General features: G+C 75.6%; 11 protein-coding genes and 1 pseudogene. 4 read left to right on the plus strand and 8 right to left on the minus strand.

All coding sequences use genetic code 11. The annotated features are described in order from the left end of the window. Positions 1 to 62 precede the first annotated feature (62 nt). From AB0442_RS29115 to AB0442_RS29125, 3 genes are all read left to right on the plus strand, one after another. The gene (locus AB0442_RS29115) at positions 63 to 851 is read left to right on the plus strand and encodes a TetR/AcrR family transcriptional regulator (protein ID WP_366166530.1); all 789 of its coding nucleotides are present in this window, start codon (positions 63 to 65) and stop codon (positions 849 to 851) included. Positions 852 to 981: 130 nt separating this feature from the next. Next, positions 982 to 2,976, plus strand: coding sequence for a hypothetical protein (locus tag AB0442_RS29120; RefSeq protein ID WP_366166532.1), 1,995 nt, complete (start codon positions 982 to 984; stop codon positions 2,974 to 2,976). Between the two features lie 326 nt (positions 2,977 to 3,302). Next, positions 3,303 to 5,555 (plus strand): glycosyl hydrolase family 18 protein, encoded by a 2,253-nt coding sequence (locus tag AB0442_RS29125; protein ID WP_366166534.1) that lies wholly within the window; start codon positions 3,303 to 3,305, stop codon positions 5,553 to 5,555. A gap of 18 nt (positions 5,556 to 5,573) precedes the next feature. On the opposite strand, the gene AB0442_RS29130 is transcribed toward AB0442_RS29125, so the two are convergent. The 8 genes and pseudogenes from AB0442_RS29130 to AB0442_RS29165 form a co-directional block, all read right to left on the minus strand. Then, entirely contained in the window at positions 5,574 to 6,257 is a 684-nt protein-coding gene (locus AB0442_RS29130; protein ID WP_366166536.1) for a spermidine synthase, read from the minus strand. 51 nt (positions 6,258 to 6,308) lie between these two features. Continuing rightward, a complete protein-coding gene (locus AB0442_RS29135; protein WP_363547783.1) occupies positions 6,309 to 7,376 on the minus strand; it encodes a putative sulfate exporter family transporter in 1,068 nt (355 codons plus the stop codon). Positions 7,377 to 7,381: 5 nt separating this feature from the next. Then, the gene (locus AB0442_RS29140) at positions 7,382 to 7,918 is read right to left on the minus strand and encodes a cysteine dioxygenase family protein (protein ID WP_366166550.1); all 537 of its coding nucleotides are present in this window, start codon (positions 7,916 to 7,918) and stop codon (positions 7,382 to 7,384) included. A gap of 259 nt (positions 7,919 to 8,177) precedes the next feature. Next, a complete protein-coding gene (locus AB0442_RS29145) occupies positions 8,178 to 9,083 on the minus strand; it encodes a LysR substrate-binding domain-containing protein (RefSeq protein WP_366166538.1) in 906 nt (301 codons plus the stop codon). A 323-nt stretch (positions 9,084 to 9,406) separates the two neighbouring features. Continuing rightward, positions 9,407 to 10,108: pseudogene (locus AB0442_RS29150) on the minus strand (amino acid ABC transporter ATP-binding protein); the annotation flags it as partial. Between the two features lie 17 nt (positions 10,109 to 10,125). After that, positions 10,126 to 10,383: a LapA family protein gene (locus tag AB0442_RS29155; protein WP_366166540.1), complete on the minus strand. Its 258-nt coding sequence runs from the start codon at positions 10,381 to 10,383 to the stop codon at positions 10,126 to 10,128. Between the two features lie 134 nt (positions 10,384 to 10,517). Continuing rightward, positions 10,518 to 12,308, minus strand: coding sequence for an ABC transporter ATP-binding protein (locus AB0442_RS29160; RefSeq protein WP_366166542.1), 1,791 nt, complete (start codon positions 12,306 to 12,308; stop codon positions 10,518 to 10,520). Beyond that, entirely contained in the window at positions 12,287 to 14,152 is a 1,866-nt protein-coding gene (locus AB0442_RS29165; protein WP_366166544.1) for an ABC transporter ATP-binding protein, read from the minus strand. The genes AB0442_RS29160 and AB0442_RS29165 overlap by 22 nt, the downstream gene beginning before the upstream one ends. Positions 14,153 to 14,493: 341 nt before the next feature. Here AB0442_RS29165 and AB0442_RS29170 point away from each other — a divergent pair, with 341 nt between their 5' ends. Beyond that, a complete protein-coding gene (locus tag AB0442_RS29170) occupies positions 14,494 to 15,348 on the plus strand; it encodes an aldo/keto reductase (RefSeq protein WP_366166546.1) in 855 nt (284 codons plus the stop codon). The last annotated feature ends 103 nt before the right edge of the window (positions 15,349 to 15,451 follow it).

The raw sequence follows: 15,451 nt of genomic DNA on the forward strand, positions 1-15,451 counted from the left end.
ACCCGGCGGGAATCCCATGATCGAGTGATCATCCGACGGTCCGGGCTGGATAGGGTGGCGCCATGGTTTCCCGTACGCCCTCGGCGGCGCCCCGGTCGGAGGATCAGCCCAGCCGTGCCGACAAGGCGCCCCGGCGCCGGCTCAGCGTCGACGAGCGGCGGGAGCAGTTGATCGCGGTGGCGCTGGAGCTGTTCAGCCGCCGCCCGCCGGAGGAGGTGTCGATCGACGACATCGCCGCGGCGGCCGGCGCCTCCCGGCCGCTGGTGTACCACTACTTCCCCGGCAAGCAGGCGATCTACGAGGAGTCGCTGCGCCGGGCCGGGCAGGAGCTCACCGCCCGCTTCGAGGAGCCCGCCGACGGGCCGCTGTCCGAGCGGCTGCTGCGGGTCATGGGCCGCTACCTGGACTTCGTGGACAGCCACGGCCCCGGCTTCGCCGCCCTGCTGCGCGGCGGCTCGGTCGCCGCCAGCCCGGGCACCAACGCGGTGATCGACGAGGTGCGGCGGGCCGCGCAGGAGCAGATCCTGCTGCACCTGGCGCTGCCGAAGGCGAGCCCCGGGGTGCGCCGCACCGTCCGCGCCTGGATCGCCAACGCGGAGATCAGCTCCCTCGACTGGCTGGGCGAACGGGCCGTCCCCCGCGAGGAGTTGCAGCTCCAGCTGGTGCAGGAGCTGGTCGCGGCGCTGGCCGTCACCGCCTCCCGCGAACCCGCACTCGCCGTGGAGTTCGCCGGCTTCTTCGCCGAGGAGCGCCCGGACGGCCCGTGCGCCGGGCTCGTCCGCGACCTCGCCGGCCTGCTCGCCGTCGACGGCATCGCCGACGCCCTCGGGCACCTGGCGTCGGGGGCCTGACCGCACCGCGGGACCGGCCGCAACAGGGCGGGGACGGACGGCCGGTGGGCCTCGGGGGGTCACCGCGGCGTCGGCCCGGTCTGATAGAAAGTGGACAGATTTTCCACCGGGAACGAGGGGGGCTCGGCGCATGACTTTGGACGGCTTCGCCGGCGCGGAGCGGATCGCCGCGACACTGGACGTACTGGCCGAGGCGCTGTTGGACGAACGGGCCACCCACTACGCCGCCGGGTCGCTGACGGCCTTCCGGCGCGACGACCACCCGTCCGCCGACGCCCTGTTCGGCCTGCGGATCGCCCCGGGCGGGCCCGGTGTGCTGACGGTCCGTGGGCTCGGCACGGTGGTCGAGGGCGGCACGGCCCGCGGCACCGGGTCCGCCGCCGGCGCGACGGCCGCACTGGCCGCCCGCTTCGGCGCCGGCGAGGTCCGCGGGGTCGCGGTCGACGCAGTGGCGGGCGACGCCGTCCCGGGCGCCTTCCGGCTGCCGGTGGTGCCGGAGCCCGGCGACGTCAAGCTCCGCCCGCCGTTCACGGCCGCCCTGGCCGCACTCGCCTCCGAGCGGCCCACCCGCGCACCCGAGGAGCTGTCGACCGGCTCCGGCACCGAGGTGCGCCTCGTGGTGCCGCCGGTCTTCCACCCGCTGACCGCCCGCGGCGACGGCGCCTCGGTCGCCGCCCACCTGGCCGAGGTCGCGGAGGAGCTGTTCGCCGGCGCCGGTCCGGCCGCGCGCCGCGACTGGTCGGTGATCGCCGCCTCGCTGGCCGGCGAGGCGGCCGCGGCCGGGGTGGTCTTCGCCGGGCTCTGCGCGCTCGCCGCCGAGGGCCGGACGAGCCACGCCTCGCTCACCGTCTCGCTCCACCGGCACAGCGGACCGGCCGACCAGCTGGCCGTCCGGCTGGCCGACGCACGGCCGCACGCCGAGGTGTGGACGGTCCTGCTGCCGGCCGGCCCCGCCGCGCTGCTGGTCGAGCCGCGCACCTCCCCGGTGCCCGCCGAGCTGACCGCCGACGGCCGGCGCCGATGGGCCGTCAGCTCCGTGGCCCAGGCGGTGCTCCCGCTGCCGGACGGCGCCACCACCCTGGTCCTGCAGCTCGGCACCGTCCAGGCCGAGGACTGGGAGCTGTACGCGGGCGTCTTCGCGGACGTCCTGCAGAGCGTGCAGCTCGGCTGGGACGGCGTCGGCGCGGCCCGGCCGCAGCCGGTCGCGGAGCCGGTCGCCGCCGCGCCCGCACCGCCTGCGCCTCCGGTGCCTGCTCCTCCGGTGCCCGTCGAGCCGTCCGTCACCGCCCCGACGCTGCCGCAGGCCGTCTTCGAGCAGCCGCCGGCCGTGCCGCCGATGCCCCCGGCCCCGCCGGTGGTGCCCGCGCCCACCGCCGAGCCCGTTCCCGCCCCGACGCCGGTGCCGCCCGCGCCGGTCGCGGCCGAGCCCGTCCTCGCCTCGGTCGCGGAGGTGGCGCCCGCACCCGCCCCGGAGCGGCCGAAGGGCACGCCCGTCCGGGTGCCCCCGCCGGACTTCAACCCCTTCGCCCCGCCGGCACCGGCCCCCGCCGCCGCGGCCCCGGCCGAGACGGCGGCCGCCCAGGCCGGCGGCCAGGCCCCGGGCGCGGGCAAGGGCACCCCGGTGCGCGTGCCCCCGCCGGACTTCAACCCCTTCGCCCCGCCCGCGCCCTCGGCCCAGGCCGCTCCCGCCGCGCCGGCACCGGCCCCCGTGGCAGCGGCCCCCGCTCCGGCGGCGCCGGCGAAGGCGGACCCGTTCGGCACGGTGGTCACGAACGAGCCGCAGGACCCGTTCGGCACGGTGACCTCGCGGCCGGCTCCGGCGGCTGCCGCTCCTGCGGCGCCCGCCCCGGCACCGGCCGCTCCGGCCGCGGCTCCGCCCGGCCCGGGCAAGGGCACGCCCGTACGCGTGCCCCCGCCGGACTTCAACCCCTTCGCCCCGCCGGCACCGGCCCCCGCCGCCGAGCCGGCCGCACAGGAGGCTCCGCCCGGTCCGGGCAAGGGCACCCCGGTGCGCGTGCCCCCGCCGGACTTCAACCCCTTCGCCCCGCCCGCGCCCTCGGCCCAGGCCGCTCCCGCCGCGCCGCCGGCGCCCGAGGAGCCCCCGTCGTACAGCCCCTTCGGCTGACCGGGTCAGTGGTGCACGGCCGACGGCCGGGCAGGTAGTCTCCCACCCGCCCGGCCGTCGGCCGTTTCCGCACCCGGACCTCCCGCCACCGCCCGCCGGGTGACGGAACGTCACCACCCGGCGACACCGCATGGTCCAGACCTATTGCGCAGCGGCCGCACCCTCCCTAACCTCCTGGACAGGACCTCCGCGGCAACCCGACGGCCCGAGGACCCGGCTCCGCCGCGCCCGCGCGTCCGGAGCCCTGCACCTGGCACCTCCCCCACAGGTAGCGGAGCCCTGGGCCGTACGCGGTCCGGCGTGCTCCCGGACAGGAGCTCTCACCCATGCGCAAACGTCGGTACCGCCTCCCGCTGATCGCCGCGGGGACCCTGCTCGCACCGCTCGTCGCGGTCGCCCTGCCCGCCACCGCGGCCCATGCCGCGGGCGCCACCGCCACCTTCACCAAGGACCAGGACTGGGGCACCGGGTACGGCGGCAGCTACACCATCACCAACGGTGGCACCAGCGCCGTCAACGGCTGGACGCTCGAGTTCGACCTGCCCGCCAACAACACGGTCTCCTCGCTGTGGAACGCGACCTACACGGTGGCGTCCTCGCACGTGACGGTGAAGAACCCGAGCTGGCAGCCGAGCATCCCGGCCGGCGGCTCGTACAACTTCGGCTTCAACATCGCCTATTCGGGTGCCTACGTGCCGCTCGCCAACTGCAAGCTCAACGGCGCGCCGTGCGGCGGCGGGGGCGGCGACACCGCTCCGCCGACCGCGCCGGGCAACCTGACCGGGACGCCGAGCGGCAGCAACGGCGCGGCGCTGTCCTGGACGGCCTCCACCGACAACGTCGGGGTGGCCGGCTACGACGTGCTGGAGGGCAGCACCAAGCGGGCCACCGTGACGGGCACCTCGGCCACCGTCACCGGGCTGGCCGCGGGCGCGCACGGCTTCACCGTGGTCGCCTTCGACGCGGCGGGCAACCGCTCCGCCGCGGCCGGGCCGGTGACCGTCACCGTCCCGACCACGACCGACCCGCAGCCGCCGACCGTGCCCGGCACACCGACCGTCACCGGCACCACGTCCAGCTCGGTCTCGCTGACCTGGGGCGCCTCCACCGACAACGTCGGCGTGGTCGCCTACGACGTGTACAACGGCGGCACGATCGCCGCGACCGTCACCGGCACCTCGGCCACCGTCGGCGGGCTGGCCGCGGACACCTCGTACACCTTCACCGTGAAGGCCCGGGACGCGGCGGGCAACGCCTCGGCCGCCTCCGGCCCGGTCACCGCCCGCACCCAGACCGGCGGCGGGGGCGGCGGCACCATGAAGATCGGCTACTTCACCCAGTGGTCGATCTACTCCCGCGGCTACAGCGTGAAGCAGCTGGAGACCTCGGGCAGCGCGGCGAAGCTCACCACGCTCAACTACGCCTTCGCCAACATCCACCCGACCACCAAGCAGTGCTTCATCACCAACAAGGCGGCCGGCAACGACTCCGACCCGAACGCGGGCGACGGCGCCGGTGACGCCTGGGCCGACTTCGGCAAGGGCTGGGACGCGGGCAACTCCGTGGCCGGCACCACGGACACCTGGGACCAGCCGCTGGCGGGCAACTTCAACCAGCTCAAGCAGCTGAAGGCCAAGCACCCGAACCTGAAGATCCAGATCTCCATCGGCGGCTGGTCGTACAGCAAGTGGTTCTCCGACGCGGCCTCCACCGACGCCTCCCGCAAGGCGCTGGTGAGCTCCTGCATCGACATGTACGTCAAGGGCAACCTGCCGGTGATCGACGGCCGCGGCGGCGCCGGCTCGGCGGCCGGCATCTTCGACGGCATCGACCTCGACTGGGAGTGGCCGAACTCGGACGGCCACCTCGGCAACATCTACAAGCCCGCCGACAAGGCCAACTACACCCTGCTGGCCCAGGAGTTCCGCCGCCAGCTGGACGCCCTCGGCGCCACCACCGGCAAGCACTACACGCTGAGCGCCTTCCTGCCGGCCGACCCGGCGAAGATCTCCGCGGGCATCGACGTCCCGGGCCTGTTCGGGGCGTTCGACTTCGCCACGATCCAGGGCTACGACTACCACGGCGCCTGGGAGACCACCACCAACCAGCAGTCGGCGCTGACCCTGCCGGCGGGTGACCCGAGCCCGGCGAACCAGCGGTTCAGCTCCGAGATCGCCATCAACGCCTACGTCTCCGGCGGGGCGCCGAAGAGCAAGCTCACCCTCGGCATCCCGTTCTACGGACGCGGCTGGCAGGGCGTGCCGCGCGGCACCACCAACGGCCTGTTCCAGACCTCGACCGGCGCCGCCCCCGGCACCTACGAGGCCGGCTACGAGGACTACCACAAGCTCAAGGACATGGCTGCGAGCGGCGGTTACACGATCTACCGGGACCCGGTGGCGGGCTTCGCCTACATCTACAACGGGAACGTCCTCTACACCTACGACGACCCGACGGAGATCGCCCGCAAGACCGCCTGGATCAAGGCCCAGGGGCTGGCGGGGGCCATGATCTGGTCCTTCGACGGCGACACCACGAGCGGTGAGCTGATGACCGCGGTGGACAACGGCCTCAAGTAGCCTTCGCCTCCGAGGGATTCACGCGCGGCGTGCCAGGTGCACCGCATCCGGCACGCCGCGCGCGACCGCCACCTCCAGGGTGTGCACCTCCGCGAACCCGGCCCTGCGCAAAGCCTGTTCGAAGGCGGCGGAGGGCCGGGCGCTCCACACCGCCAGGACGCCGCCGGGGTTGAGCCGGCGATGCGCGGCGGCCAGGCCGGCCGGGCCGTACAGCCCGTCGTTGGCCTCGTCCACCGTCCAGTCCGGGCCGTTGTCGATGTCGAGGCAGAGCGCGTCGTACGCCTCGCCGCCGCCGGCCAGGTGCGCCACCAGGTCGGTGTGCAGCACGCTGACCCGCGGATCGTCCAGGGCCCCGGCGGAGAACGCGCCGAGCGGGCCGGTGCGGTGCCAGTCGATGACGGCCGCCTCCCGCTCCGCCACCGCGATCCGGCCCCAGCGGGGCTCGGCCACCGCGTGCACCAGCGAGAAGCCCACGCCGAGCCCGCCGATCAGCACGGCCGGCCGGGGTTCGGCGAGCGCGTCCAACGCGGCCTGCACCAGCAGCCGTTCGGAGCGGCCGTCCGCGGTGTCCATCAGGAAGCAGCCGTTGGCGATGATCTCCAGGTGCTCGCCGCGGCGGCGGAGCACCACCTCGCCGTACGGGCCCTCCCGCCGGTCCAGGGTGACGGGGGTGGCGTCTTCGCGGACGGGCGGGCGGTTCATCGCTGCGCACCTCGGAGGTCGGACAGGTCGGACGCGACCGACTCTAACCGCTCAGCGGGTCAGCAGGACACCGATATAGGACACCCCGGCGACCACCGCCCAGGAGCCGAGGCCGAGCAGCGCGATCCGGCCGCCGGTGCGCAGCAGGGCGGGCAGGTCGACCGCACTGCCGAGGCCGAACAGGGCTGCGGCGAGCAGGAGTTCACGGCCGTCCTGGGCGAGGTTCAGGGCCGCCTCGGGCAGCAGTCCGGTGGAGCGGACGGCGACGGCGAGCAGGAAGCCGGCCACGAACAGCGGCACCGGGGAGGGCCGCCGGGCACCGGCGCTCCCCTTGCCGCCGGGGGCCGTTGCCACGCCGGACGGCCGGGCCCGGCGGGCCAGGGCGAGGGCGGTGCCGGCGACCAGCGGGGCGAGCAGCAGCACCCGCATCAGCTTGACGACGACCGCCTCGCGCAGCGCCACCGGACCGGCGGTCTGCGCGGTCGCGACCACCTGGCCGACGTCGTGGACGCTCGCGCCGACCCAGCGGCCGAAGCCGGGCGCGTCGAGCCCGAGCGGATGGTGGAGCAGCGGCAGGACGGCGATGGCCAGGGTGCCGCAGAGGGTGACCAGGGCGACGGACGCCGCGACGTCCTCCTCGTCGCTGCCCGCGGTCTCGGCGACCGCGCCGATCGCGGAGGCCCCGCAGATCGAGTAGCCGGTGGCGACCAGCAGCGGCTGGTCGCCGGGCAGGCCGAGGCGGCGGCCCAGCCAGACGGTGCCGGCGAAGGTCGCGGCGACCACGGCGAGCACCATGGCGACGGTGGCCCAGCCCAGGCCGAGCAGGTCGTCGAGGCCGAGGGCGAGTCCGAGCAGCACGATGCCGGCGCGCATCAGCCGGCGGCCGGCCAGCGACAGCCCGGGGCGGGCCGGGCCGCGGACGATCGGGCGCAGGCCCGGCAGATGGGCGGCCGCGATGCCGAGCACCACGGCGGCGGTCAGTCGCGGGACGGCGGGCACGGCGGCGTGCACCGCCCAGGCGGCGGCCGTGCCGAGGCAGGCGAGGAGCAGGCCGGGGCCGGTGCGGTGGAGCAGCGGCGGTGCGGTGGGCCCGGCCGTGGTGCGCAGGGTGAGGGCCATCGAGCTCACCTCCCGCCGGTGGCCGGGCCGGGCCCGGCGGGCAGGTGGTAGGTGCGGCGGATGCTGGTGGTGAGCCGGGAGATGTCTGCGCCGTAGACGTGGATGGACAGCGCGGTGCCGGGGCCGGGGTTGCGGACGAGGTGGATGTCGCCGGGCGGGGCGAAGGCGGCGACCGAGCCCTGCGGGCTGACGGCGGCCTCGGTGAACTCCAGCCGCGCGACCGGCCCGTCGGGGACGAGCCGGTAGCGCAGTTCGCTCTCCTGGCCGCGGTGGACGCCGGCCACGCACCAGGCCACGTGGTCGTGGATCGGGGTCTGCTGGCCGGGCAGCCAGACCAGGGCGACGACGGAGAAGGAGCCGTCGGCCTCCGCGTGCACCAGGTGCTGCCGGTAGCGGTCGGGGTCGCCGAGGCGCTGCTCGGGGGTGAGCAGGTCGTCGGGGCCGAGGTGCGGGGCGAGGCGGTCGGCGACCAGCCGGGCGGTGGTGTCGGGGTCGAGGCCGCGTCCGACGGCGGCACGGATGTCGGCGATCAGCTGCTGCATCCGCGGGGTGGCCGGGGTGGCGGCGGCGAGCCGGCCGGTGGCGTCGGCAAGGGGGGCGGCCTGGGCGGGGACGGCAGTGGGAGCGGTGCGGGCGGCGTCGGAGGCGGCCGTGCCGGCCGGGGTGGCGGCGGGGACGGCGGCGGTTTTCGCGGCGGTGGCCATGGCAGCAGGGTCGGCGCGACGACCCATCACGTCCAACGACAGTCTGTTGAGGGATCGCCAACTCCCGCTTATGGGTCGGCGGCCCCGGGCAGGTCCGTCAGCAGCCGGCCCTGGCGGCGGCCGCGCGGCGGAGTTCGTCCAGCACCAGCGCGGTGGCCGGCATCCGCAGGTGCTCGCGCAGGGCGTAGGCGAGCACCCGGCGGCGGTGGTGCGGCTCGACCAGGCGGCCGGTGACCTTGGCGTGGCACAGGAAGGACAGCACCAGGGCGGGCATCAGCGCGATCCCCACGCCCGCGGCGACGAGGCTCTGCACGGCGAGGTTGTCGTCGGTGGTGAAGACGATGTCCGGGGTCCAGCCCTGCTCCGCGCAGATCTGCAGCAGGTTGGCGCGGCAGCGCGGGCAGCCGGCGATCCAGCGCTCCTCCGCGAGGTCGGCGAGCCGGACGGCGCTCCGGCGGGCCAGCGCGTGGCCGACCGGCAGCAGCACGGTGAGCTGGTCCTCCAGCAGCGGCGTCTCGACCACCTCGGGCGGGACCTCCACCGGCAGGCCCGGGTACTGGAAGGCCAGCGCGATGTCGCACTCGCCGCGCAGCAGCCGTTCCACGGAGTCGGGCGGCTCGGCCTCCAGCAGCTCCACCCGGATGCCGGGGTGGTCGGCGAGCAGCCGGGCCATCGTCTCCGGAATGAGGGTCGCGTTGGCGCTCGGGAAGGCGCACACCCTGACCTTCCCGGCGCGCAGCCGGGCGAGTGCGCCGAGCTGCTGCTGGGCGGAGGCGAGACTGTCGAGGATCGTCTCCGCGTGCCGGGCCAGCGCCTCGCCCGCCTCGGTGAGCCGGAGGCCGCGGCCCGCCCGGGTGAACAGCGGCACGCCGACGGAGCGCTCCAGCGCCTTCATCTGCTGGGTGATCGCCGGCTGGGTGTAGCCCAGCGTGCGGGCCGCCGCCGAGTACGAACCGGAGACGACCACCTGGTGGAAGGTCCTGATGTGCCGTGAATCGAACACCAACGAATCATAAGCGGAGGTTGGGTTCCCGGACGACGCACCGTCAGCTCGCGGTCACCGTATGCGCCGAGAGGCGCACCGGGGGCGCGTGGCTCTCCCCGCGCCCCCGTACTGCTCGCCTGGCCCTGGGCGTCCGGGGGTAGGCCGGTCACGGCTTCGGCCGGGGCGACCGGTGCCCCGCCGCGCAGCTTCGGGCTGCGGCGGCCGTGCCGTCCGACGGTCCGGGCGAGCCAGGACAGCAGGAGGCAGAGGCCGATGTGGACCGGGGCGACGACCATCACCACCGGGATGAACGGCAGGCTGTAGTCGAGGTTGGTGGCGATCAGGAAGTCCCGGGCGCTGCGCGGGGCGGCGAAGAACTCCTCCGGCGGGCGGTCCTCCACGATGCGGCCGTCGGCCATGAAGACCACGCGGTCGGCGGAGGCGCGGGCGAAGCCCATCTCGTGGGTGACCACGACCATGGTCATCCCGTCCCGGGCGAGGCCGCGCATGACGTCCAGCACCTCGGTGATCATCTCCGGGTCGAGGGCGGAGGTCGGCTCGTCGAAGAGCAGCGCCTTCGGGTCCATGGCGGGGGCGCGAGCGACGGCCACCTGCTGCTGCTGGCCGCCGGAGAGCTGCGCCGGGTAGCGGTCGGCGAGTGCGGCGAGGCCGACCCGGTCCAGTAGGTCGAGGCCGCGCCGCTCGGCGTCCGCGCGGGAGCGCCGGCGGACCTTGGTCTGCGCGAGGGTGGCGTTGTCCAGCACCGTCCGGTGCGCGAAGAGGTTGAAGGACTGGAAGACCATGCCGACCTCGGCGCGCAGCGCGGCCAGCGCCCGGCCCTCCTGCGGCATCGGACGGCCGTCGATGCTGATCCGGCCGCTCTCCACTGTCTCCAGCCGGTTGATCGCCCGGCAGAGGGTGGACTTGCCGGAGCCGGAGGGACCGATCACCACCACGACCTCGCCCCGGCCGACGACCAGGTCGATGTCCTGCAGCACGTGGAGCTCGCCGAAGTGCTTGTTCACCCCGGCGAGTTCGATCAGCGGCGGGCGGGCGGTGGTCACTTGGTGCGACGCCTCCCGAGCAGCCAGCCGGCCGCGCCGCCGACGAGCAGGGTGCCGAACAGGGCGATCCACAGCGGTGCGGTCACCGTGAACACCCAGAACCGGATCTGCACGTCGTCGAGGTTGGCGAACAGGAACCAGATCGCCAGTACCGCGATCACCCCGCCGGCGATCCATCCGGTGGGCACTCCCGCGATCTCGCCTCGCGGCCCGCCGGACGCACCGCCCGGGGAACCACCCGAAGTCTTGGTCACACCGTCAGTCTGCTCCGTTCCGTAACGGTTTGCCGGTATCGCGCCGCCCGGTACGACCCGGGCGGCGCAATGCCGGTTGCTCCGTGCTCCTCACCGGTCGGGCCGGACGCGCCCACCGGTCGGGCCGGACGCGCTCAGCGCTCGTCCCGCCAGGAGCGCCAGAGCGCCGCGTACGGCCCGCCGGCCGCGACCAGCTCGGAGTGGCTGCCGTACTCGCTGATCCGGCCCTGCTCGACCACCGCGATCACGTCGGCGTCGTGCGCGGTGTGCAGGCGGTGCGCGATGGCGATCACGGTGCGGCCCTCCAGCACCCGGGAGAGCGAGCGCTCCAGGTGGCGGGCGGCCCGCGGGTCGAGCAGCGAGGTCGCCTCGTCCAGCACCAGGGTGTGCGGGTCGGCGAGGACGAGCCGGGCGAGCGCCAGTTGCTGGGCCTGGGCCGGGGTGAGCGCGGTGCCGCCCGAGCCGACCTCGGTGTCCAGGCCCTCGGGCAGGGCGTCGGCCCAGTCCTCGGCGTCGACGGCGGCGAGCGCGGCCCGCAGCTCGGTGTCGTCGGCGCCCGGCCGGGCGAGCCGCAGGTTGTCCCGGAGCGTGCCGACGAACACGTGGTGCTCCTGGTTGACCAGGGCGACCTCGGCCCGGACCCGCTCGGCGGGCATCTCCGCCAGGGCGGCGCCGCCGAGGGTGACCCGGCCGCGGCCCGGTGCGTAGATGCCGGCGAGCAGCCGTCCGAGCGTGGACTTGCCGGCGCCGGACGGGCCGACCAGGGCGACCCGGCTGCCCGGTGCGACGTCCAGGCTGATGCCGTGCAGCACGTCGGCGCCCTCGCGGTAGCCGAAGCGGACCTCCTCGGCCCGCACCCGCCGGCCGTCGGGGCTGAGCGTCCCGTCGGTGTCCGGGTCCTCCACCTCGCGGACGCCGACCAGACGGGCCAGCGACGCCTGCCCGATCTGCAGCTCGTCGTACCAGCGCAGGATGAGGTCGACCGGGTGGACGAGCGCCTGCGCGTAGAGCACGCCGGCGGTGAGCCGGCCGACGTCGATCCAGCCCTGGACGGTGAACACCCCGCCGAGGGTGAGCGTGCCGAGCACGGCGAGCGCGTAGGTCGCGTCGACGGTCGGGAACCAGACCGAGCGCAGCCAGAGCGTGTACCGCTCCCAGGCCACCCACTCGCCGATCTTGCGGTCGGTCAGCCGGACCCGCTGCTCGCCGAGGCGCAGCGTCTCGACGGTGCGGCCGGCGTCGACCGTCTCGGCGAGGACGGTGTTGACCGCCGCGTACCCGGCCGACTCGGCGCGGTAGGACTGCGGTGCGCGCCGGAAGTACCAGCGGGAGCTGGCGAGCAGCAGCGGCAGGCCGATCACCGCGGTGGCGGCGAGCAGCGGCGAGGTCAGCACCAGTGCGCCGAGCACGAGCACCACGGAGACCACGGCGACGGCGAGCTCGGGGACGGCCTCGCGGACCGACTTGGCGAGCCGGTCGACGTCGGTGGTGCCGCGGGAGACGAGGTCGCCGGTGCCGGCCCGCTCCAGGACGCCGGGCGGCAGCGCGACCGACCGGACGAGGAAGTCCTCGCGCAGGTCGGCCAGCACCTCCTCGCCGAGGATGCCGCCGCGCAGCCGGGACAGTCCCGTGAACACGGACTGCACGACCAGGGCCGCGAGGTACCAGCCGACGGCGGTGAGGATGCGGTCCTCGGTGGTGCCGGCGGAGAGCGACTCGACGAGCGAGCCGAGCACCCACGGGCCGACCAGGCCGGCCACGGTGGCGACCGAGTGCAGGGCGACGACGGCGGCGAAGCCGCCGCGGTGGCGTCGGGCGAGCAGCCGGACGTAGGCGCGGACGGTGGCCGGGCGGGCCACCGGGAGCATGGTGGCGGGCCCCTGCTCCTGGACGGTGGGGGGCTTCAGGCCTCGGGGGAGCCGCATGCCGCCTCCTTCACGGTCTGGTTCGGTGCGGGGGTGCCGGCGTCCGGCGCGGGACGTGCGGCGGCGGGGCCGGCGGGAGCGGGGCCGGCGGCGTCCTCCTCGCGGGTGACGACGGCCCGGTACCGGGCGTCGTCGGCGATCAGGGCGCGGTGGGTGCCGGTCGCGGCGACCCGGCCGTCCTGGACGAGGATGACGGCGTCGGCCTGGTCGAGCAGCAGCGGGCTGGTGGCGAAGACCACCGTGGTGCGGCCGTCCCGGACCTTGCGCAGACCGGCCGCGATCCGCGACTCGGTGTGGGCGTCGACGGCGCTGGTGGGCTCGTCCATGACGAGCACCGGCGGGTCGGCGACCAGCGAGCGGGCGAGGGCGAGGCGCTGCCGCTGGCCGCCGGAGAGCGAGCGGCCGCGCTCGGTGATCCGGGCGGCCATCGGGTCGCCGCCGCACTCGGGCGAGCCGTCGACGAGGGCGTCGAGCACGTCCTCGGCGCGGGCGGCGGCCAGCGCCTCGGCGGTGTCCACCCGCCCGGCGCCGGGGACGTCCAGCAGATCGGCCAGCGTGCCGGAGAGCAGCACCGGCTCCTTGTCGTGGACGAGCACGGCGGCCCGGGCGTCGGCCAGCGGCACGCCGTCCAGCGGGACGCCGCCGAGCCGGACGGAGGGCTGCGGCCGTTCGTCCTCGCCGAGCGGGACGTGTCCGCCGAGCCGGGCGGCGAGCGCGCCGGCGACGTCCGGGTCGCCGCAGACCACGGCGGTGAGCCGGCCGGCCCGGGCGGTCAGGCCGGTGACCGGGTCGTGCAGGTCGCCGCGTTCGGGCCGGACGATGCTCTCCGGGAAGTCGCTGCCGGGGGCGGTGCGGCTGAGCGCGAGGACGCGGGCGGCCCGGCCGGCCGAGACCCGGGCCACCGACCAGGCGTGCGCGGCCTCACCGAGGATGCGCAGCGGCGCGGCGAGGAAGGCCGTCGCGCCGTAGACGGCGACGAGTTCGCCGATGCCGAGCGCGCCGGTCGCGGCGAGGTGGGCGCCGTACCAGGTGACGCCGACGACGAACAGGCCGGGCAGCAGGATCTGCTGGGCCTGCATCAGGGACCAGGTGCGGGCGGCCCGGACGGCGGCCCGGCGGACCTTCTGCGAGGCGGTGCGGTACCGCTCCAGGAAGAGCTCCTCGCCGCCGATGCCGCGCAGCACGCGCAGGCCGGCGACGGTGTCGGCGGCGAGTTCGGTGGCCTTGCCGCCGAGGGCGCGCTGCTCGGAGTAGCGCCGTTCGAACGGGCCGAGCAGCGGCCAGACGGCGGCGGCGAGCACCGGCACGCCGAGCAGGACGGCGGTGCCGAGCAGCGGCTCGCGGACGAGCACGACGAGGCTGACGGCGAACCAGACCAGCACGGCGGCGCGGACCCGGGCCATCAGCTCGACGTACCAGCCGATCTTCTCGACGTCGCCGCTGCTGACGGCGACGACCTCGCCGGTGGCGATCCGGCGGGAGAGGCCGGCGCCGAGGCGGGAGGCCTGGCGGGCGACGAGCTGGCGGACCTGGGCGGCGCAGGTGATCCAGTTCCACACCGCCTGGCGGTGCAGCAGGACGGTGCCGGTGGCCTGGAGGACGGCGAGCAGCACGGCGAGGCCGCCGGCCCGCCGGATGCCGGCGGTGTCCCCGTCGACCGCGGCCTGGATGCCGAGGCCGAGGGCCAGCGGCAGGGCCGCCTGGCAGCCCATTTCGAGGACGCCCCAGCAGGTGGCGAGGACCTGCCCGCGCCGCTGGGCGCGGGAGAGCCAGCGCAGCAGGCCCAGCGGGGAGGAGAGGTCGGGTCTGCCGGGGTCGTCCAGCGGCAGGTGTACGAGCGGCATGACGCTCCGTTACGGGTGGTACGGGCAGGTCGGGCGCGCGGCCCGGATCGCGGGCACGGCGGAGGGCCCTGCGCTCGGGCGCGACCAGGGCTTCGGAAGGCGGGGGGCGGGCCCGTCGGGGGTGCGGGCGCCGGACACGGTTCAGGACGTCATGGTCACCGAGCGTCCCCGTCGGGGTGTGGCGCACGCAACAGGTTTTCCGGGCGACCCGCGGAATTCCGGCCAGGGCGGCGGCGGGTCTCACTGGATCGAGGGAATATCCGCACACCGGGAATGTTTTCCCCGCCGCTCCCGTTGGCCGCCTTCGGAAGCATCGGACGACCAGGAGGGCACCCCTTCCCGTGAGCACCATCCCCAGCGTCACGCTCAACGACGGCGCGGTGATCCCGCAGCTCGGTTTCGGCGTCTGGCAGGTTCCGGACGCGGAGGCCGCGCCGGCGGTCCGCGCGGCGATCGAGGCGGGCTACCGCTCGATCGACACCGCGGCCGTGTACGAGAACGAGACCGGCACCGGCGTCGCGATAGCCGAGTCGGGCGTGGCCCGCGAGGAGCTGTTCGTCACCACCAAGCTGTGGAACTCGGGCACCGTCGACTGGTCCGGGCAGCAGGGCCGGGACGCCGTGCTCCGCGCGTTCGACGACTCGCTGGCCAAGCTCGGGCTCGACCACGTCGACCTGTACCTGATCCACTGGCCGCGGCCGATGCACGGCTCCTTCGGCAACATCTGGAAGGCCTTCGAGCAGCTGGCGGCGGACGGCCGCGCCAAGTCGATCGGCGTCTCGAACTTCGGTCCGCAGCAGCTGGAGGTGCTGCTGCAGGAGAGCTCGGTCGCCCCGGTGCTCAACCAGGTCGAGCTGCACCCCTACTTCCCGCAGCACGAGCTGCGGGCGTTCCACGCGCGGCACGGCATCGCGACCGAGGCGTGGAGCCCGCTCGGCCAGGGCAAGTCGCTGCTCGACGAGCCGGCTCTGGCGAAGGTGGCCGCCAAGCACGGCCGCACCCCGGCCCAGGTGGTGCTGCGCTGGCACCTGCAGAGCGGCGTCATCGCGATCCCGAAGTCGGTCACCCCGTCGCGGATCAGGGAGAACCTCGACGTGGCCGGCTTCGAGCTGGACGCCGAGGACCTCGCGGCGATCGCCTCGATCGACACCGGCCGCCGGATCGGCCCGGACCCGCAGGGCTTCGACTGGAACTGAGCCGGTGCCGGTCCGTACGGCGGCCGGCCCCCCCCCCCGGGGGGGCCGGGCGCCGGACGGGGGGCCCGGGGGGGGTCACACCGCCCAGGGGGCGGCCCGCGGG

It is taken from the genome of Kitasatospora sp. NPDC085895 (assembly GCF_040702125.1).
GTDB lineage: Bacteria > Actinomycetota > Actinomycetes > Streptomycetales > Streptomycetaceae > Kitasatospora > Kitasatospora arboriphila.